Origin of the sequence: Guopingia tenuis, assembly GCF_014384805.1 — a bacterium.
Classification (GTDB): Bacteria; Bacillota; Clostridia; order Christensenellales; family Christensenellaceae; genus Guopingia; species Guopingia tenuis.
Map to the genome: position 1 here is coordinate 138,952 of NZ_JACRSS010000003.1, position 18,605 is coordinate 157,556.

19 protein-coding genes are annotated in these 18,605 nt (G+C 54.2%); 7 read left to right on the forward strand and 12 right to left on the reverse strand.

Annotated features, from left to right (window positions below):
* Window positions 1-2: 2 nt before the first annotated feature.
* Window positions 3-965, reverse strand: a complete 963-nt coding sequence (locus H8693_RS07245) for a thiamine pyrophosphate-dependent dehydrogenase E1 component subunit alpha (RefSeq protein WP_249280430.1) — start codon at window positions 963-965, stop codon at window positions 3-5.
* 450 nt (window positions 966-1,415) lie between these two features.
* Here H8693_RS07245 and H8693_RS07250 point away from each other — a divergent pair, with 450 nt between their 5' ends.
* Both H8693_RS07250 and H8693_RS07255 read left to right on the forward strand, forming a co-directional pair.
* Entirely contained in the window at window positions 1,416-2,918 is a 1,503-nt protein-coding gene (locus H8693_RS07250; protein ID WP_249280431.1) for a CoA-acylating methylmalonate-semialdehyde dehydrogenase, read from the forward strand.
* Window positions 2,919-3,201: 283 nt separating this feature from the next.
* Entirely contained in the window at window positions 3,202-4,314 is a 1,113-nt protein-coding gene (locus H8693_RS07255) for an iron-containing alcohol dehydrogenase (protein ID WP_249280432.1), read from the forward strand.
* A 191-nt stretch (window positions 4,315-4,505) separates the two neighbouring features.
* Here H8693_RS07255 and H8693_RS07260 read toward each other — a convergent pair whose 3' ends face one another.
* The 5 genes from H8693_RS07260 to H8693_RS07280 form a co-directional block, all read right to left on the reverse strand.
* Window positions 4,506-4,931: an EamA family transporter gene (locus H8693_RS07260; RefSeq protein ID WP_249280433.1), complete on the reverse strand. Its 426-nt coding sequence runs from the start codon at window positions 4,929-4,931 to the stop codon at window positions 4,506-4,508.
* Between the two features lie 221 nt (window positions 4,932-5,152).
* Window positions 5,153-6,829: a formate--tetrahydrofolate ligase gene (locus H8693_RS07265; protein ID WP_249280434.1), complete on the reverse strand. Its 1,677-nt coding sequence runs from the start codon at window positions 6,827-6,829 to the stop codon at window positions 5,153-5,155.
* Between the two features lie 634 nt (window positions 6,830-7,463).
* Window positions 7,464-7,601, reverse strand: coding sequence for an OadG family protein (locus tag H8693_RS07270; RefSeq protein WP_249280435.1), 138 nt, complete (start codon window positions 7,599-7,601; stop codon window positions 7,464-7,466).
* 12 nt (window positions 7,602-7,613) lie between these two features.
* Window positions 7,614-8,735 (reverse strand): sodium ion-translocating decarboxylase subunit beta, encoded by a 1,122-nt coding sequence (locus H8693_RS07275; protein WP_249280436.1) that lies wholly within the window; start codon window positions 8,733-8,735, stop codon window positions 7,614-7,616.
* A gap of 437 nt (window positions 8,736-9,172) precedes the next feature.
* Entirely contained in the window at window positions 9,173-9,526 is a 354-nt protein-coding gene (locus H8693_RS07280) for a hypothetical protein (RefSeq protein ID WP_178621655.1), read from the reverse strand.
* A gap of 122 nt (window positions 9,527-9,648) precedes the next feature.
* Between H8693_RS07280 and H8693_RS07285 the strand changes: the two genes are divergently transcribed.
* On the forward strand, window positions 9,649-9,828 hold the full coding sequence (locus H8693_RS07285; RefSeq protein WP_249280437.1) for a hypothetical protein: 180 nt from the start codon (window positions 9,649-9,651) through the stop codon (window positions 9,826-9,828).
* 177 nt (window positions 9,829-10,005) lie between these two features.
* On the opposite strand, the gene H8693_RS07290 is transcribed toward H8693_RS07285, so the two are convergent.
* Window positions 10,006-11,214: an L-serine ammonia-lyase, iron-sulfur-dependent, subunit alpha gene (locus tag H8693_RS07290; RefSeq protein WP_249280438.1), complete on the reverse strand. Its 1,209-nt coding sequence runs from the start codon at window positions 11,212-11,214 to the stop codon at window positions 10,006-10,008.
* Window positions 11,215-11,468: 254 nt separating this feature from the next.
* On the opposite strand from H8693_RS07290, the gene H8693_RS07295 reads away from it, so the two are divergent.
* Window positions 11,469-12,020: an MntP/YtaF family protein gene (locus tag H8693_RS07295; RefSeq protein WP_178620897.1), complete on the forward strand. Its 552-nt coding sequence runs from the start codon at window positions 11,469-11,471 to the stop codon at window positions 12,018-12,020.
* 143 nt (window positions 12,021-12,163) lie between these two features.
* Window positions 12,164-12,784, forward strand: a complete 621-nt coding sequence (locus tag H8693_RS07300) for a stage II sporulation protein M (protein WP_178620899.1) — start codon at window positions 12,164-12,166, stop codon at window positions 12,782-12,784.
* A 149-nt stretch (window positions 12,785-12,933) separates the two neighbouring features.
* On the opposite strand, the gene H8693_RS07305 is transcribed toward H8693_RS07300, so the two are convergent.
* Both H8693_RS07305 and H8693_RS07310 read right to left on the reverse strand, forming a co-directional pair.
* On the reverse strand, window positions 12,934-13,713 hold the full coding sequence (locus H8693_RS07305; RefSeq protein ID WP_249280439.1) for a class I SAM-dependent methyltransferase: 780 nt from the start codon (window positions 13,711-13,713) through the stop codon (window positions 12,934-12,936).
* Window positions 13,673-14,161 carry a methylated-DNA--[protein]-cysteine S-methyltransferase gene (locus H8693_RS07310; RefSeq protein ID WP_283243770.1) on the reverse strand — a complete coding sequence of 163 codons (489 nt, stop codon included), beginning with the start codon at window positions 14,159-14,161 and terminating at the stop codon, window positions 13,673-13,675. Before H8693_RS07310 ends, H8693_RS07305 begins: the two co-directional genes overlap by 41 nt.
* A 120-nt stretch (window positions 14,162-14,281) precedes the next feature.
* On the opposite strand from H8693_RS07310, the gene H8693_RS07315 reads away from it, so the two are divergent.
* Window positions 14,282-15,214: a helix-turn-helix domain-containing protein gene (locus H8693_RS07315; RefSeq protein WP_249280440.1), complete on the forward strand. Its 933-nt coding sequence runs from the start codon at window positions 14,282-14,284 to the stop codon at window positions 15,212-15,214.
* A gap of 120 nt (window positions 15,215-15,334) precedes the next feature.
* Here the strand turns inward: H8693_RS07315 and H8693_RS07320 are convergent, their stop codons facing one another.
* The 3 genes from H8693_RS07320 to H8693_RS07330 all read right to left on the reverse strand — a co-directional run bounded on the left by H8693_RS07320 (window position 15,335) and on the right by H8693_RS07330 (window position 17,365).
* Entirely contained in the window at window positions 15,335-16,396 is a 1,062-nt protein-coding gene (locus H8693_RS07320) for a tartrate dehydrogenase (RefSeq protein ID WP_249280441.1), read from the reverse strand.
* Between the two features lie 74 nt (window positions 16,397-16,470).
* Window positions 16,471-16,935, reverse strand: a complete 465-nt coding sequence (locus H8693_RS07325; RefSeq protein WP_249280442.1) for a VOC family protein — start codon at window positions 16,933-16,935, stop codon at window positions 16,471-16,473.
* Between the two features lie 82 nt (window positions 16,936-17,017).
* A complete protein-coding gene (locus H8693_RS07330) occupies window positions 17,018-17,365 on the reverse strand; it encodes a TIGR04076 family protein (RefSeq protein WP_178618158.1) in 348 nt (115 codons plus the stop codon).
* A 175-nt stretch (window positions 17,366-17,540) separates the two neighbouring features.
* On the opposite strand from H8693_RS07330, the gene H8693_RS07335 reads away from it, so the two are divergent.
* The gene (locus tag H8693_RS07335; RefSeq protein ID WP_249280443.1) at window positions 17,541-18,533 is read left to right on the forward strand and encodes a linear amide C-N hydrolase; all 993 of its coding nucleotides are present in this window, start codon (window positions 17,541-17,543) and stop codon (window positions 18,531-18,533) included.
* Window positions 18,534-18,605: the final 72 nt, after the last annotated feature.

The window sequence follows — 18,605 nt, forward strand, 5'->3', positions numbered from 1 at the left end:
CCTTAACCTTCAAAGTATACGTCTTCCAGGACGCCTGCCGGATCCGGCTCAGGGCTGTTCATGGCGAATTCCGCCGCCGCATCCACGGCCGCCTTGGTCCGGCTTTCGATTTCGCCGAGTTCTTCCTCGCTGGCAATGCCATTTTCCAGCAGATAGGCGCGATACCGCTTGATGGGGCACTTTTCCTTCCATGCCTCCACCTCTTCGCGGGTGCGGTAGAGCTGCGGGTCGCCGATCCAGTGGCCCATCCAGCGATACGTTTTGCATTCGATGAGCGTCGGGCCTTCGCCAGCCTTGGCCCGCTTGAGGGCGCGCTGGAAGGCCTCGTCCACGGCGTTTACGTCGTTGCCGTCCACGGTTTCGCCCGGCATGTTGTATCCATGGGCCCGGTCGCTGATATTTTCCACAGACGTGGACTGCCATGCCGGCACGGAGATGCCAAAGCCGTTGTTTTCGCAGACAAAGATGATGGGCAGTTTCCAGAGGGACGCCAGGTTCAGGCTCTCATGGAAAGTGCCTTCGTTGGAGGCGCCGTCGCCGAAAAAGCTGACCGCCACCCGATCCTGCCCCCGCATTTTGCTGGCGAGAGCCGCGCCCGTGGCAATGGGAAGACCGCCGCCCACGATGCCGTTGGCGCCCAGGTTGCCCTTGGTGAGATCGGCAATGTGCATGGAGCCGCCCCGGCCCCGGCAATAGCCCGTGGCCTTGCCCATAAGCTCGGCCATGGCTTTATCCAGCTCCGCGCCTTTGGCGATGCAGTGGCCGTGGCCACGGTGGGTACTGGTAATATAGTCCTCATCCCGCAGGCTCGAGCAGATGGTTGCCGCAACGGCCTCCTCGCCGATATAGAGATGGACAGAGCCGCGCAGCTTGTTCTCTTCAAAAAGCTCCAAAGCTTTCAGCTCGAAATTGCGGATTTCATTCATTTTGTTGTAAATCCACAGCGAACGTTTCTTGTCGATCATTCTTCTTCCTCCTTCAAATGGATCCTTTCTCATGTTTTTATTCCGTCGGATGCTATTAAATTGTTGATTCTCATTGGGATAAACAGAATTTCCTTATCCGGCGCCGCCCCGGCGGCCCTTTTGATTTAAATGCCAATATCTTTTGTATTATATCACTTTCTTATTCTTCTGACAATAGCATCCGGGAAAAATTTCATAAAAAATGTTCTTATGCATGGATAATTTTCATATTTTTTAATAATTCCTCATATAAAATGTTTTTTTATAAATATTATAACAAATATCACGTTATTATTATCTCAATTCTTTCATTTTGCAATTTATTTCTTCTTATCTAATTTATGCCATGTTATTTAATATATAAATTTAACATTTTATATTGACACTTTCCCCGGTTCCATATTATCATAAAGAAAGATTTTTGATTAAAATTAGAAAAGGAGACTCGCAATGGAAATTTTAAAGCCGTATATCAACGGTGAATTTGTGGAATCTAAAACGGATAAGTATATGCCTGTTTATGATCCGAGCACAGGCGAAGTTATCGCGCAGACTCCCTGCTGCACCGCGCAGGAAGTGGAGGCGGCCATTGCCGCCGCAAAGGCCGCTTTCCCCAAATGGTCGGATACGCCCGTGCAGAGAAGGGTGGAGGTTCTCTATAAATTCAGAGATCTTCTCATGGAAAATATGGACGACCTTACCTATACGCTGGCCCGGGAAAACGGAAAAAACTGGGACGAGGCAAAGGGCGATATTTTAAAGGTGAAGGAACCCGTTGAGGTTGCCTGCGGCGCGCCCACCATCATGATGGGCGAATCCACCATGAATGTCACCCCCGGCTTTGATACCACGCTGTATAGAGAGCCTCTGGGCGTTTTTGCGGGCATCGCTCCCTTCAATTTCCCCGCCATGATCCCCATGGGCTGGATGATGCCCATGTGCATCGCCACCGGTAACACGCTGGTGCTGAAAGCGGCGAGCATGTGCCCCATGACCTCGCTCAAAATGGTTGCGCTTCTGGAAAAAGCCGGCTTGCCGGCAGGTGTTGTCAATATCGTGACCTGTTCCCGGAAGGAATCCGAAATGTTCCTGTCCCATCCCGACGTAAAGGGGGTTACGCTGGTCGGTTCTACCGAGGTCGGCCTGCATATTTATGGCGAAGCGGCCAAGCATGGCAAGCGGGTGCAGTGCCTGTGCGAAGCGAAAAACCATGCGCTTGTCCTGGAGGATGCTCCCATCACCCGGACAGCCGCCGGCATCATCAATTCTTCCTTTGGCTGCGCAGGCGAGCGCTGCATGGCCCTTCCGGTCATCGTCGTGCAGGAATCCATCGCCGACGCATTGGTGGATGAAATTGTCAAGCAGGTTTCCAAGAAGAAGATCGGCCCCGCCTATGATAAAGAGACAAATCTCGGCCCTGTTGTCACCGCGGCCCACAAAAAATTCGTCTGCGACTGGATCCAGAAGGGCATCGACGAGGGCGCCAAGGTGGTTCTCGACGGCAGAAACGTCGTGGTTCCCGGATATGAGAACGGCTTCTATGTAGGCCATACCATTTTGGACCATGTAACTCCTGAGATGACCGTTGGCCAGAGAGAAATTTTCGGGCCGGTGCTCTGTGTAAAACGCGTCAAAGACTTTGAAGAGGGCATCAGCATCATGAATGCCAACCCGTTCGCCAACGGCTCGGTGATCTTCACGCAGAATGGTTATTATGCGCGTGAGTTTGCCAAGAGAACGCACGGCGGCATGGTCGGAATCAACGTGGGCATTCCCGTTCCCTCGGGCATCTTCCCGTTTGCCGGCCACAAAAACTCCTTCTTCGGCGACCTGCACTGCCTCGGGAAGGACGGCATGCGCTTCTATACAGAGTCCAAATGCGTTACGACCCGTTGGTTTAACGAAGAGGATATGAAAAAAGAGCATGTCGGCACATGGGACGGCGCGCTTTAAGCCGATTCGGATCTCTGTTTCCAGGAAACGACGGGCATTCCCTTCGTCGTTTCCCACATAAGCGTCCCGATGTTTCCCAGCGGATCTTCGGGCGCACCTTATATCAACGGCAAATTAACCCGGCATATGGTTCGGATCTTTCGTCCGCAGCCGGGTTTTTTGCTGGATATCAGCACGCTTGGGCGGTATAATAAGAAAGAATGGGAAAGGCCGCCGCATAGCGAACGCTCTGCGGTGCCGATATCCGGCAGTAAATCCTTACCTATGAAAGAACGTGATTGCAATGTATGATTTTTCATTTCAAAGTCCTGTGAAATCCATGGCCGGGCGGGGCAAGTTCCGCTCCATCGGCGAGTTTACAGGCAGCAAAAAAATTCTGCTTATCAGCGATAAGATTATCTCTTCCATGGCTTTTTACGGTGAGATCAAGGAGCTGCTGAAGGGCCGCATTGCCGGCGAATTTGCAGGTGTCATGCCCAATCCCGAATGCGAGATGGTGGACGAAGCCGTTACGCTCTGCAAGAGCTGCGGCGCGGACTGTGTCATCGGCATTGGCGGCGGTTCGGTTCTGGACACGGCCAAGGCCGTTGCCGTCCTCTCCTGCGAAGAGGGAAAAACCGCCGACTACATGGCCGGAAAGGCGCTGGGCCGGCATCGCCAGGAACTGATCCTGGTTCCCACAACAGCGGGAACCGGCAGCGAGGTGACCAATGTTTCCGTGTTGACCGATCCCAAGATCAATAAAAAGCTTTCGCTGGTGGATCCCATCCTCTATGGCGATATCGCCATCATCGATCCCTGCCTGACCGAAACCATGCCCAAGCGGGTGGCGGCGGCCTCCGGGTTCGACGCTCTCTGCCATGCCATCGAAGCCTATTGGAATATCCGCACCTCTCCTCTCTGCGAGGCGCTTTCCATGGAGGCAGTGGATAAAATCGTCAAAAATATCTATCCGGCCTGCAACGGCGACGGAGACGCCCAGGAGGAAATGGTTATCGCCTCCTATATCGCCGGTATTTCCTTTAACCAGACCCGCACCACCGTCTGCCACGCCATCAGCTATAAGCTGACGTCGGATTACGGCATTGACCACGGCCTGGCCTGCGCCTTCACGCTGATCCCCTTCCTGCGCTATGAATCCGAGGACCCAGCCGTCAAAGCGGCATTGGACCGCATGGGGCGGTATTGTGGGTTCAGTGGCAGCGAAGCTCTTATCGATGAGATCGACCGGCTGTATGACGCCGTGGGGCTGCCCCGGCATCTGTCGGATCGCGGCGTAAAGCCCGAGGACGTGGACGCCATTGTGGACGCCGGCATGGCGGTGCCCATCACCAAGCTCTGCAAGCGGGAGGTCACCCGGGAGGCCATGCACAGGATTATCACCGATCTTTTATAAAAAATGCTTCTGCGATTCGGTGCAGAAAGACCGCAGGGGAAATTTTGGAGAACCTTCGCCGGCGGCTATGAAAATGCGTATAACACCCTACCTGATATCTCCATTTTTAAACGGGAGGCGGAAGAAATTTTCTTCCGCCTCTTGTTTTGGATTTTTTCTCCGAAAAACAGCTCTCTATTTTCCCGGCTCCCCTATCGGGCAATCAGCACCAGCCCGGCCCCGCAAAGACACATGCCAAGGATTTGCCGCAGGGAAAGGCTTTCCTTATAGAGCAACAGCCCCACAGCCAGCAGGATCACGGCCAGGCTGATATTGGCCACCAGTGACGCTATGCTCACCTTCCATCCGGCACGATAGGCGCTGATATACCCAAATTCCAGAGCGACGATCACAATGCCCAGGGCGACCGACGTCCAATTCATTTTGGAAAACTCGGCCAGCAGGTTTTTCTGGCCGGATGTCGCAAAAAACAGGGCTATTGCGCTCACCATCGCCACAAAATAGGATACGGCCAGTGAAGCAAAGGAATTGATCCCCGGCGGCGTCGATTTTGCCGCGATATTATAGACCGTATTGGCGCCCACAACCAAAAGAATGGGCCATAGCAAATGAATCATACCTCTCCTCCTCAAGCAAAAAAGCAGCCAGACATTTCGCCTGACTGCTGGTAGGTGCGCACCCATTGTATTATGATGTCTCTGCCGCGCATTGTGCAGCACGGGCAGTTATCAAAGGAATACCCCGGACGCGGAAGCTTGTTTCCGCTTCGTCCGTGCATTCATTATACCTGATCTGCCAAAAAAAAAATCAATATAGGCCATCGCACGGCTGGTTTTTCCTAAAACAGCCCGGATATCCTTCCGCCCTCGTCCACATCGATCCCCTCGGCAGCCGGAACTCTGGGCAGGCCGGGCATCGTCATTATATTTCCCGCCAGCGCCACCACGAATCCGGCACCTGCCGAAACTTTGACCTCCCGTATAGCGATGCGGAAACCCCGGGGAGCGCCCAGCAACGCCGGATTATCTGAAAAGCTGTATTGGGTTTTGGCAATGCAGACCGGGAAGCGGGAGAAGCCCAGCTCCTCCAGGCGCGCCAGCTGGCTTTCCGCCGCCGGGGCAAAGTCGACGCCGTCGGCATGGTAAATTTTCCGAGCCACCGCCTCGATCTTCTCCTTGAGCGGCATGGCATCCGGATAGCAATAGGAAAATTCGCTCTCCCCTTCCGCCAGGGCAACAACGGCATCTGCCAGCTCCAGCGCACCGGCGCCGCCCTTGGCCCAAACCTCCGTCAGAACCGCCTGCGCACCGGCCTGGGCGCAAACCTCCTGCACCAGGGCAATCTCCGCGGGCGTATCCGTCTGAAACCGATTGACCGCCACCACAACGGGCAGGCCATAGACGCCCCGCAGGTTTTCCAGATGCTGCAGCAGGTTTGCCGTTCCCGCCTCCAGCGCCGCCAGATTTTCCTCGGAAAGCTCGTTTTTAGCCAGTCCGCCGTGCATCTTCAGCGCCCGGATGGTTGCCACCAGCACAACGGCGTCCGGCCGGAATTTTGCCTTGCGGCATTTGATATCCAAAAACTTCTCCGCGCCCAGATCTGAACCAAAGCCTGCCTCTGTCACCACATAGTCCGCCAGCCGCCGTGCCATGCGGGTCGCCATGATCGAATTGCAGCCATGGGCGATATTGGCAAAGGGGCCGCCATGCACCAGGGCCGGCGTATGCTCCAGCGTCTGCACCAGGTTGGGCTTTATGGCGTCCTTCAGGAGAGCCGTCATGGCCCCCTCCGCCCGCAGATCCCCGGCTGTCACAGGCTGGTCGGCATAGGTATATCCCACCACAATGCGCTTCAGCCGCCGCTTCAGGTCCTTCAGATCCCGGGAAAGGCAGAGAATCGCCATAATTTCCGACGCCACAGTGATATCAAAGCCATCTTCTCGGACACACCCGTTGGCCTTTGGCCCCATGCCGCCCACAATTTGGCGCAGGAATCTGTCGTTCATATCCAGGCACCGTTTCCATGTGATCCGTTTGGGGTCGATTCCAAGGGCATTTCCCTGGTGGATATGGTTATCCAGAAGCGCCGCCAGCAGGTTGTTGGCCGCCCCAATGGCATGGATATCCCCGGTAAAGTGCAGGTTGATCTCCTCCATGGGCACAACCTGGGCATAGCCGCCGCCGGCAGCGCCGCCTTTGATTCCAAACACCGGGCCCAGGGAAGGCTCCCGGATGGCCACCATGGCCTTTTTCCCCCGGCGGCGCAGGCCGTCCCCCAGGCCCACTGTCACCGTCGTCTTTCCCTCGCCCGCCGGCGTGGGGGAAATCGCCGTCACTAAAATCAACTTTCCCTCCGGTTTATCCGTGCGCTCTTTCAGGATTTTATCGTCAATTTTCGCTTTATACCGCCCATAGGGCTCTATATATTCCTCAGGAATTCCCGCTTCCCGGGCTATTTCGCCAATGGGAAGCAGGGGCGTCTCCTGGGCAATGGCAATATCGCTCTTTCTTTCCATTTTTCCTCCCTCATATCCTTCTGTTTTTTTGGAAATACAGTTCGATTATACTATAATTTGCGGAAAAAGTACACCCACCCTTCTTTCTTTGAAAAGAAAGAAGCAAAGAAACTTTCATGACTGGTTACCCCAAAACCTTTATCCCTCTGCATATTCAAAGATCCAGAGCAGCCTTTTGTTCCGTAAAGACCTATTCTTTGAAAAGAAACAAGCAAAGAAGTTTTCACGACTGGTCACTTCAAAACCTTTATTCTCTGCACATTCAAAAATCCAAAGAGACCTTTTGTTCCACAAAAACCTTTTCTTTGAAAAGATACAAGCAAAAAGTTTTCACGATTGGCTACCCTCAAGTCTTTATTTTCTGCATATCCAAAAATCCAGAGAGGCCATTTATTTTGTCCAGACTCTTTTCTTTGAAAAAAACAAAGGAGTCTATTATGTCCTCCCTTCCCTTTTTCCCAACTGTTTCCGCAACAATGTAGAAAAATCATTTACCCTCACAAAAAATGTCCTTATATAGCTTTTGTATTCCATTCATCCTAATAAACTTATTTGGGAACGATTCGGTTGAAGGCTCAAAATAAAAAGCGCCGCAGATACCCGCGGCGCCGTACCGTTTCTATTCTATTTGGAGCTATTCTTTCTTTTCGCTCCGGGGTTTGGAAAAGACTTTGTTCATCAGGAGAATCGCCAGATAGATTACAACGATCACCGCGAAAATCCCCAGCATTCCATATAACATGATCTGCAGGCTCTTCATAAATAAACTCATCATATACCTCCTTTACGCCACCAGCGAGAGGATCATGCCGCCCGCGATGACCGACGCGATCTGCCCGGCCACATTCGCCCCCGCCGCATGCATCAACAGGAAATTATGGGGATCTTCCTTCAGGCCCATCTTATTGATAACCCGCGCCGACATGGGGAAAGCCGAAATGCCCGCCGCACCGATCATGGGGTTGATCTTGTTCTTGGAAAACAGGTTTAGGAGCTTGGCAAACAAAACGCCGCCGACAGTATCAAAGATAAAGGCCACCAGCCCCAGCCCCAGGATCATAAGAGTGGAGGGTGTCAGGAACATATCCGCCCGCATTTTGGCCGCTACGGTAAGCCCCAAGAACAGGGTGATCAGGTTTGCCAGTACTTTCTGGGCTGTCTCCGAAAGGGAATTGAGCACGCCGCATTCCCGGATCAGATTGCCGAACATGAGGAATCCCACAAGGGCCACAGAGCGCGGCGCCACAATGCCCGCGATCACCGTCACCACAATGGGGAAAAGGATACGGGTGGTTTTGGAGATATCCTTCTGGTTATATGTCATCTTGATACGGCGTTCCTTCTTCGTCGTCACCGCACGGATTGCAATGGGCTGCACAATGGGCACCAGCGCCATATAGGAATAGGCCGCCACGATGATCGCGCCGATATAGGGTGTGTTGAAATAGTTAGCCACGAAAATAGACGTGGGGCCATCCGCCGCGCCGATGATGGCAATGCTGGCAGCGTCCGTCAGCCCAAATCCCAGAAGCGTCGCCATGGAAAGTGTAAAAAAGATTCCAAATTGAGCCGCCGCACCGAAGAGCAGCATCTTCGGATTGGAGAGCAGCGGGCCGAAATCGATCATCGCCCCGATTCCGATAAACAGCAGCAATGGGAACAGCTCATTGGCAATGCCCGCGTCAAAGAGCACATCCAAAATTCCCACTTCCGTTACATTGTCAATCACCTGGGTCACCGCGCCGGAAAGGGGCAGGTTGACAAGAATCGCACCAAAGCCGATGGGCAGGAGCAGCGCAGGCTCCATATCCTTTTTGATGGCGAGATAGATCAGCACACCGCCAATGACCCACATGACGGCCTGCTGCCAGGTAATGTTCAGCACATTTGAAAAAAGCGCCTCCATAAAATCCTCCTTTATACTTTTGTTATATAGAACCTTGAACAAAAGTCTCGCTTTTTAAACGCATAGACGGGTTTTCCATCGCTTTCCAACCGTGCTGACGTCCTATGCCACATTCCCCCTGGAATGCAAGCTACTCCCTTTTTGGCTTAATTTTATTATAACGGCCTGTCCAAAAAAAGGCAACCTGCTTTGCCGGATCCGGGGGATTATTGTTTCATTTTGCGACAAATCTCCCGGGGCGGGAGCAAATGACGCGGTGTTGGATTGCCTTCCGAATTTCCTTTCCCGTTCCCACGGCATAAAAAAACGACAAAGATGTACCGCATATGTTCTCACGCATTTGATCTCCCGGCAAGCCCGACAGCAGAAGTCCTCATAAAAAAACAAAAAACGACGAAAGGCCGTTTTTTCAACATATCCTGCGCGGACAGCAAATGCTATATCGGTAATTCTTTTATATCCCCCTGCGCATCCAGAATAACTACCCGAAAGCGTCTGCCAATCTCCCGGGCCCGCTCTTTGGCCCTGTGGATTTGTTCATCCTCTTCGCTGTAAAGAAAGAGGATATACTCCGCCGATTCCACAAAGGCAACCATTTCCTCTATAGGCACCCGTTCATATGCCCCAGGCTTTTTCCAGATGAGCCGGGGAATCTTGCTGCGGTCGGCAAATTCCGTTGCCTGCCGTAAAACGCCGTCCTCGGCACAAATCAGCAGCTGATCGATTCCCAGGGGCAGGACTTTCTCCAAGAGAACCGTGCAATTCCCTTTTCCAAGAATAGCAGCACGCATAGCATTCACCTCTTTCTATATAATAGATATCATTTTATTATCTTTTAAATATCTTATAAGTATATTAGAGCAATGTTCCCGATAAAATATAAATAAATATTTTGTATAGGGGGCGAGGGATTATGAGCGAGAAATATGCCCTTTTAATCCGCATTGATCCTGTCATTATGAAAAAATTCGGATATGTTGCGGAATATTATGGCCGATCCAAAAACAAACAAATCGAGTTTATGATGCGCAGTCTGATCGAAAATTTCGAGAAGAACCATGGCCCTATCGATCCCGCCGATCTTGCGGAATAAGATTTTCGCAGCCGGGATGGGCTATAAATAGCCTATGGGAAGATATAGTTCTCCCCGGGAAATATATTGCCGCCGAAATCCCCCTCTGTGGGGGATTTTTTTATTGCACAGATCCGGATTTATTCTCTTTTCAAAAAAGAACCTATTTTCCCATTTTTATATACATCCAATTATAATCTATTGATACAGTTTTGCCAACCCGCCTTCGCTGGTTTCCCGGTAACGATCGTGAAGATCCTTTCCGGTTTCATACATCGTCCGCACCACCAGGTCGAAGGATATTTTCCGGGTATATGTGAGAAAATTCGCCAGACTCAGCGCGTTGATGGCCCGCATAGCCGCCACGGCATTCCGCTCAATGCAGGGAATCTGCACCAATCCGGCAATGGGATCGCAGGTCAGCCCCAAATGATGCTCCAGCGCCACCTCCGCCGCATATTCGATCTGTTCCAGCTCCATATCAAACATCTCCGCCAGGCCGGCGGCCGCCATGGCGCAGGCGCTCCCGATCTCGGCCTGGCAACCGCATTCTGCCCCGCTGATGGAGGCGTTTGTCTTAATTAGGTTGCCCATGAGCCCCGCCGTCGCCAAGGCCCGCAGGATACGCCGGTCGGAAACCTCCCGGGTCTGCTGCATATACATGAGCACCGCCGGCAAAACGCCGCTGGCGCCGCATGTCGGCGCCGTCACGACTTGACCGCCGCCGGCATTCTGCTCACTCACCGCGAAAGCATAGGCGCTCACCAGCCGGTTCTCCCGGGTCTGCGCGCTCTCATCCATATGCCGCTGGTTATAGAGGAATTTGGCTTTGCGCTCGATATGCAGCCCGCCTTCCAATTCTCCTTCGGCCTCCAGGCCGTCCAATATAGCCTGCTTCATGGCCTGCCAGACCCGTTCCAGAAATCCCCAGATCTCCGGGCCCTCTTCCTGTTCCACATATTCATAGAGCCGCAGCTTATGGGCCCGGCAATAGGCGCTGATCCCGGCAAAAGTGGAGAGAGCATAGACCTCGGCGCTGGGCGGATCGCTCTGGCCCTCGATTTGGATCGCTCCGCCGCCGACGCTCATGACCCGCCATTCCCCCAGAACCTTTCCCTCCTTTTTCGCAGTCAGAGTAAAGGTATTGGGGTGGGGAAGCTCCTCTTCCCGCGTCTCCATATCAAAGCGAATTTCTGCGGGCACTCCCTCCCGTTCCAGCGTCTTTTTCAGGATCCAGTCCGTCCGGTGTCCCCGGCCCGTCCGGGCCAGAGAGCCGAAAAGGACTGCCTCATAGGCATCCGCCCCGGGATATGCCTGCAAAAACTGTTCCGCCGCCTTTTGCGGCCCCATAGTATGAGAACTGGATGGCCCGTTCCCGATTTTATATAATTCACGAAGAGATTTCATCTTTCTACCTTCCATTGCCGTTTTTCCGGATTCCGGCGCATACTGCGCCAGAAATACAGGGGGCAGGAACCGCCCCGCCGATTTTCGTCACGCGGGAGCACTTTCGCACCCCCATCCCAGGCCCAAAAAGCCAAAACCGGGCATTTTCTTTCGTTTTTCTATATTCTAGCAGACTCCCCCTGCAAAGTAAACGTTTTGCGGGGAACCCGTTTTCTCTTCCTCTCATATGATGAGGGAGAAGGAGGCGTTGCAATTTGGATATTCTCTCGGTTTTGCTCATCGGGGTAGCCACAAACCTCGATAACCTGCTGATCGGCGCGGCACTGGGGCTGCGGCGCCGTCATATTTCCTGGATGAACAACCTGCTTATTGCCCTCTGCTCGGGAGCGGCAGCCCTTGTCTGCTGCTCCCTTTCCTCGCTCCTGGCCGGACTGGGCCGTCTCCCCGCCATTTTTGGAGGATCGCTTCTCATTCTTTTGGGTGTTCTCTCCCTTCTGCCCGCCAAAGGCGCCCCGGCAGAAGAAAAGATTATGCAGGCCGGCGCTCCCGCCAAGCTCTCCCCCGGCGAGAGCCTCATGCTGGGCGTTGCCCTGGCCCTCAACTGCCTGGCCGCAGCCTTCGGCGTCGGCATGAGCGGCCTTTCTCCCCTGCTCGTGGGCCTGTTTGTGGGGGGATTCAGCTTTCTTTCCGTGGGCATCGGCAATGTTTTGGGCCTCACCACCGGAAAAAAGCTCAACGGCAGGCTGCTCTCCCTGCTTTCCGCCATCGCCATGATGGGGCTCGGTCTTTTGCAGATTTTCACCTGAGTACCCGCCCTTGCCGAAAAAGATGCAGCCTCCAGGGATGCGTTCCGGAAAAGACCGGGGGATTCTTTTGCAGATTGTCGAAAGAAACGCTGGTCTTTTAGATCCCGCCGTACTATAATGAAAGAAAAAAGGAGGATCTGCCTATGAACGCGTTTCAACGTCATTGGCTGGCAGCCTGGCAATATTTCGGACGCCGGCTCTGGCGCATCTTCGTGATCTGTTTTGCTGCTTTTATCGCCGCCAGTATAGGGTTCTATTTTATCTGCAGGGCAAATCCGGAATGGACGGCCACTCTGTTCGCCCAGCTGTCGGCCAACATGCAGAATGATTTATTCGGCATCAGCCCCGTCATGGATTTCCTCCGCATCCTTTGGAACAACCTGCTGGTCAGCGCCGTCTATATCGCTATGGGCTTTTTCCCGTTTCTCTTTGCTCCGGCGGCGCCGCTTTTGCTAAACGCCTGTTCCATGGGGTTGATAGGCGCCATCTATGAACGGATGGGGATATCCGCCGTGACCTTTTTTGCGGGCATCCTGCCCCACGGCATTTTGGAGATCCCGGCCATCGCCCTGGCTCTGGCCTGCGGCTTTGCCATTTGCCGCTCGTTTACCCGCTATACCCTTCACCGGGCCTTGCCCGGGGAATGCAGGGCGGCGATGACGGGTGCGCTTCGCACCTATCTGATGATCTGCCTGCCCCTGCTTTTGGTGGCAGCCGCAGTAGAGGCTTTTCTCACTCCTGCGGTTCTCCAGTTTTTTATGTAAACCGAAAAGCAAACGGCAGCCGCAAAACCGGCTGCCGCTGCACTCTCTGTCATTTATCCATTTGCCGGCGGGGCAAACGCCCTGCCGGTTCATTTTATGTGTTGCCCGGAAAAAGCGCACTGCGCCGGATTTCCAAATATCCGTCCCGCCTAACATCCCTTCCTTCCCATAGTCAAAACCCATCTCTGCGGGAAAAAGATATCGCCCTCCTGTATGTATGGACAAAAGCCCGTCTTTTTCCCGCCGTCTATATCCGCCTGCATGCGCCGCCGGATCTCCCGGCAGACGCTTTGGGGCGTTTTTGTGAGGGAAAGCCAGCTTTCCAAACGCTGAGGGATGGTTATAGCCCCGCATTTTTCTATTTCCATGCCGTGCGCGGAAAACAGCGCCTTCATTTCCTCCCGGCGCAGGTTCCTCACATGCGACGGGTCGCGCAGCGTTTCGATTTCATCCCGCACTTCCCGGAGCTCCCCTCCAGTCGCCTCCATGTCAATCATCGCCAGCTTTCCGCCGGGTTTCAGCACTCTCGCCATCTCCGAAAATGCCGCTTCCGCATCCGCAAAATGATGAAAGGCCAGGCGGGAAAACACAATGGTAAAGCTGTTTTCCAAAAACGGCAGTTCTTCGGCATAACCCCTGACAAAAACCATGTTGCCAAGGCCGCTGTTTTCTGCCGCCCGCCTTCCCACCTCCAGCATCGATGGCGTCGCATCCAGGCAGACCACCGTACGCACCCGAGAGGCAAAGGAGCGCCCGCAGGCGCAGGTCCCTGCGGCCACTTCCAGAACATCGTCCGACGGAGCGGGCGCGATCTCAGTCAGCGCGTAATCCAGGTATTCTTCTTTGGAAAAATTCAGTGCCTTGCTCTCAAATTCCGGCGCCTGGGTTTCAAAAGAACGGCGAATCTTTTCTATATTTTCCGGTTTCATCACAACTGTCCTCCTTTTCCGGGGATAATCCGTTTTTTCTGCCCGCCCCTTCCAAGGCCAGCAGCCCTGCCTTCCTTTCCAGTCCGCCCGCATAGCCGGTCAGGCTGCCGTCCGAACCGACGACCCGGTGACAGGGGATAATGAGTGAGATTTTGTTGTGCCCCACCGCGCCTCCAACTGCCCGCGCAGACATCCATTTCTTCCCTCTTTTTGTAGCGATCTGCCCGGCAATCTCTCCATAGGTTATCGTCTTTTCATAGGGGATCGTGCAGAGAATTTCCCATATCTCCCTTTGAAAATCTGTGCCGATACAATGAAGCGGCACGGAGGAAAACAGGCCGTCGTCCACCTCCCGGCGGATAGGGCCGATTTTGTCTATGCACTCGCCCAGGATCTTGTCCCTGCCCTTCAGATATTCCGTCTCTGTTCTGCCATAATGGAAATACAAAGCGCATCCTCCTATCCCATTGACTTTCTCTCTTTTTCATATTATGATTTTATCACAATATATCGGCGAATAATATTATAAAATCGCCAATTATTATCAAAATATTCCCAAAATGAGGGCATGGTTTTGGAAAGAGAAAAATACATCAACTCCATAAATCTCAACACCGGCACGGACTTTCCCTATCTTGTTCTGGACGTGGCAAACGGCGTTCCCCATCCCCGCAATCCGGGTTTTCAGGTTATGCACTGGCATGAGGACCTGCAGTTTATCTACGTCCTGGCCGGAACCATCGAGGTACGGACGCTGGACACCGTCATTGCGGCGGAGGCGGGAGAAGGGGTTTTTATCAACGCGAATGTGGTGCACTATGTGGGGCGCCGGGGAAAATGCCATTACAACAGCTTTCTTTTCCCGGCATATTTTCTCGGATTTTATGCCGGAAGCCCGGCAAAGGCATTTGTGGACGGCGTGACGGAAAACGGGCAGATCCCATTGTTTCATTTTTCCAGCAAGGAGGAAGGCAGCCATGCCGTCCTCTCCCTTCTCCGGCAGCTGGCAGAACTGGAAAAAAACAAAACCGAATTCTACAGCTATGAGGTGCTCGTCCTGCTTTCCTCCCTCTGGCTTGCCATGCGGAAGAATCTGACCCTCCTGCCGGAAAAGAAGGAGAGTACCCTCCGCCGCCGCATGCACAAAATCCTCTCCTATATTGCCCGGCATTATGGCGGCGATCTGACGCTGGAAGACTTGGCAAACAGCGCAAATATCAGCAAATCCGAGTGTTCCCGATGTTTCCGGCTCAGCCTGAACACGACGCCCTATAAGTATCTCGCGGAATTCCGGCTCTCCGAGGCAGCGCGGCTTTTAAAAAATACCGACAGGCCCGTCGGGGATATCGCCGCCGCCGTCGGTTTTCATCAAATGAGCCATTTTGGGAAATGCTTCCGTGAGAAAACCGGATATTCCCCCAGGGAATACAGAAATCTGCAAAAAAGGGATAAGGCCGCGCCAGCGATTCCAGATGTAACCGGCGCTTCGCCCAAAGAATAGTTGATAGGGCGGGGAAAGAAAAGGCCATGGCCCTCAGGCCGCCGCATCTGTTATCTTTATATAAAATAATCAGGGCGGAAGAAAACCATATGGTTTTCTTCCGCCCTCTTTTTGGCCCGTCTATGCCAAACAGGCCAGCAGCGCATCTCCCACCTGCCGGGTCGTGGCGCGGCCGCCCATATCCGGCGTCAGAACACGTCCTTCCTCCATCACCCTTTCAATGGCATTCACGATCCGTTCTTCCCACTGGGGATAGCCCAGAAAGGAGAGCATCTGCCCCGCCGTCCAGGCGGTCGCCAGAGGATTGGCGATGCCCTTCCCCGCGATATCCGGCGCAGAACCATGGATGGGTTCAAACATGGAAGGGTATTTTCTCTCGGGATTCAGATTGGCTCCCGCCGCAATGCCCATGCCTCCGGTGATTGCCGCTCCCAGGTCGGTCAGAATATCGCCGAACAGATTGGACGTCACCACCACCTGGAACCGCTCGGGATGCTTGACCATGAGCATGCTGGCCGCATCCACCAGAAGGCTCTCCGTGGGGACATCGGGATACTCCCGGCCCACTTCCCCGAATATTTGATCCCAGAACACCATGGAATAGTTCAGCGCGTTGGCCTTGCTGATGCTCGTCAGGCTCTGTTTGCGCTCCCGGGCTGTTTCAAAGGCATAGCGAATGATCCGCTCGCAGCCATGGCGCGAGAACACGCCGTTTTGCAGCACTACCTCCCGGGGCGTATCCCGGAACAGCCAGCTCCCGCTCCCGGCATATTCCCCTTCGCTGTTTTCCCGGATGAACAGCATATCGATCTGCCCCGGCTCCACACCCTTCAGGGGACAGGGCGCGCCCTTCAGCAGCCTGACCGGCCGCAGGTTGACATATTGATCAAAACCCTTGCGGATTTTCAGAAGCAGATCCCAAAGGGAGATGTGGTCGGGCACCCGGGGATCCCCCACAGCCCCCAGCAGAATCGCGTCAAATCCGGCCAGCCGCTCCATGCCGTCCTCCGGCATCATCCGGCCGTTTTTCAGATAATAGTCGCATCCCCAGGGGAATTCACAAAAGGAAAAGTCAAAACTGCCATCCTGCCGGGCGGCATGCTTCAGCACCCGCATCCCCTCTTTCACCACTTCCGGGCCAATGCCGTCTCCGGCGATGACTGCAATACGATATGTTTTCATCGGTAGATCCTCTCTTTCTATTCCTCTCCCGGAGCCGCCGGAAACCTCCAGCTTGGCTCCATACCATTTCCCCGTTATTTCAGCATTCTATGGACATAGCTTTCGGGAACGTCCATGCGGACTGCGATTTCTTCCGGACGCATCCCCTCTTCCAAAAAGCGCCGGACAACGGTTTTCATACTCTCTCCCACCTCCAGGATATGGCGGTCCGGGTCAAAGAGTCGAACCACCCTCTGCCCCCAGCGGTGCGTATAGGGCGGATGCACCAGCTCCACGCAAAAGGCCGGGAGCTTTTCCAAAAAGGCGTCCAGATCCTCTGTTTCCAGATAGATCTCCCCATCGCATCCCCCAAACCGGATTTCCTGTTTCTCCTTATGGAGAAATTCCATCCAGCTTTCCCGGGTTTGCAGGCAGAGCCCTCCCGTGAGCGTCACATTGGCGCCAAAGTCCAACACTACCCGCAGCCCCAGCACCTCTCTATAGAATGCCTTGCTCTTTTCCAGATCTGTCACAACCAACATGGGATTTTTCAGTTCCATTCTCGTCTCCTCTCTGCATCGCCATCATGCGGCAGGATGCCGGGCGCGCACGGATTGCCGACCCTTCCGATTTTTGGCCGCCTTATTGCAGCAGCTGGTCATCCTCCATCGCCGCCTCTTCCTCCGTCGCCTCCAGCTTGAAAATCACGGGGCGCAGGCCGTCGTTGCAGCTCACGATTGCGACGCCGGGCTTACGGATCCAGTCTCCATAGTAGAACAGCCCATCCCCGGCGCCATGGGCCAGGGCAAATACATATTGATAGATGGCTTTCCACGCCTCGTCACAGAAGCCTTCGGGCTTTGCATAGTCTCCATAAAACACCTGCCCTTCCCGCAGCATGGGACATGCGCCAAGCCCCTCTGCGCCGTATTCCGCCGCCAGTTCCCGGTCCAGCGTCGTCTTTAAAACTGTAATTTTTACTCGTTTCATCCGCCATTCCTCCCTTTTATCAATCCATAAGGCAATTCTATTATACCTGCCGTCCGGCTCCGCTGGCAATACGTTTGCAGGGCAGGTTGTATTTTTCATGCGGAAAAGACCGGAATGCCCGCCGTCTTCTTTGAATAGGGATAAAAAAATTTCACATTTTGGGAGGTATTCTTTTATGTGCACTGCTATTGCCGCAAAAACCGCCGAGGGAGACTTTCTCCTGGGCCGCACTATGGATTTTTCCTATCCCCTGGACCCCGAGCTCTTCGTGGCCGCCCCGGGCTATGCCTGGCCCAGCCTTACCGGCACCCAGATGCTCCAGGGCCGTTTTCGTTTCATGGGCATCGGGCAGGATATCTCTCCGGTTGTGTTTTCAGACGGTGTCAACGAAAGGGGGTTTGCCGCCGCCATGCTATATTTTCCCGGCTACGCCGCCTATGACGCCCCTTCCCAGGAGGAGGGGATTCTCCAGGTCGCGGCTGCGGAGCTCGTGGGCTATCTTTTGGGCCAGTGCGCCACAGTGGCCCAGGCCGTTTCTCTGCTGCGCTCCATCCGCATTGTCGGCGCGGAAGACCCTGTGACCCGCTCGGTCACCCCGCTCCACTGGCTTCTGGCCGATGCCGGCGGGCACTGCATGGCGGCGGAAAAAATGACCGATGGCCTGCACATTATGCCTAATCCCCTGGGCGTGCTCTCCAACAGCCCCAATTTTCCCTGGCACATGACCAACCTGCGAAACTATCTGCAGGCCGCCCCCACCCAACCCTCCGAGGCGGAGTGGGGCCCGGTTCATCTTGAACCCTTTGGGCAGGGCGGCGGAACCTTTGGCCTGCCCGGAGATTTCACGCCGCCATCCCGGTTCGTCCGCGCCGCCTATCTGAAAACCCACACGGAATTCCCGCCCGGCCGGGACGCGGCGGTTCGAGCCTGTTTTCATGTGATGGAAAGCCTGAGCATCCCCAAAGGGGCGGTTGTCACCAGCCGGGACATCTCCGACTATACCCAGTATACGGCGTTTTACAGCCTTCAGGCGCAGGAATGCTATTTTAGAACCTATGACAACAGCCAGATCACCATGGCCGCCATGGCAGACGCACCGGGAGCCTTCCGGGGGATCCGTTCGCTGGGAAAACTTCCGCAGGCAGGCGCCTTTGCCCGTCTCGTCTGAATCCCTCCATTTTCTTACAGTATAAAAAGGGAGCAGTCCATAAAAGGCTTTGCTCCCCTTTTTGTTATGATT